The organism is Proteus hauseri (assembly GCF_040139125.1).
GTDB lineage: Bacteria > Pseudomonadota > Gammaproteobacteria > Enterobacterales > Enterobacteriaceae > Proteus > Proteus hauseri_B.
This window is the reverse complement of sequence record NZ_JBEEUB010000034.1, coordinates 1-820: the sequence shown is the minus strand read 5'-3', so window position 1 is coordinate 820 and position 820 is coordinate 1. Positions and strand designations below refer to the sequence as shown.

The following is an 820-nucleotide window of genomic DNA, read 5'->3' as shown; positions in this document are numbered from 1 at the left end:
GGCACTGTTGCAAATAGTCGGTGGTGATAAACTTATCATCCCCTTTTGCTGATGGAGCTGCACATGAACCCATTCAAAGGCCGGCATTTTCAGCGTGACATCATTCTGTGGGCCGTACGCTGGTACTGCAAATACGGCATCAGTTACCGTGAGCTGCAGGAGATGCTGGCTGAACGCGGAGTGAATGTCGATCACTCCACGATTTACCGCTGGGTTCAGCGTTATGCGCCTGAAATGGAAAAACGGCTGCGCTGGTACTGGCGTAACCCTTCCGATCTTTGCCCGTGGCACATGGATGAAACCTACGTGAAGGTCAATGGCCGCTGGGCGTATCTGTACCGGGCCGTCGACAGCCGGGGCCGCACTGTCGATTTTTATCTCTCCTCCCGTCGTAACAGCAAAGCTGCATACCGGTTTCTGGGTAAAATCCTCAACAACGTGAAGAAGTGGCAGATCCCGCGATTCATCAACACGGATAAAGCGCCCGCCTATGGTCGCGCGCTTGCTCTGCTCAAACGCGAAGGCCGGTGCCCGTCTGACGTTGAACACCGACAGATTAAGTACCGGAACAACGTGATTGAATGCGATCATGGCAAACTGAAACGGATAATCGGCGCCACGCTGGGATTTAAATCCATGAAGACGGCTTACGCCACCATCAAAGGTATTGAGGTGATGCGTGCACTACGCAAAGGCCAGGCCTCAGCATTTTATTATGGTGATCCCCTGGGCGAAATGCGCCTGGTAAGCAGAGTTTTTGAAATGTAAGGCCTTTGAATAAGACAAAAGGCTGCCTCATCGCTAACTTTGCAACAGTGCC

The 820-nt window shown here is 52.4% G+C and carries 1 protein-coding gene; it reads left to right on the top strand.

What is annotated here, in order from left to right; genetic code table 11:
* The first annotated feature begins 63 nt into the window (after window positions 1-63).
* On the top strand, window positions 64-768 hold the full coding sequence (locus ABN099_RS19005) for an IS6-like element IS26 family transposase (protein WP_001067855.1): 705 nt from the start codon (window positions 64-66) through the stop codon (window positions 766-768).
* The last annotated feature ends 52 nt before the right edge of the window (window positions 769-820 follow it).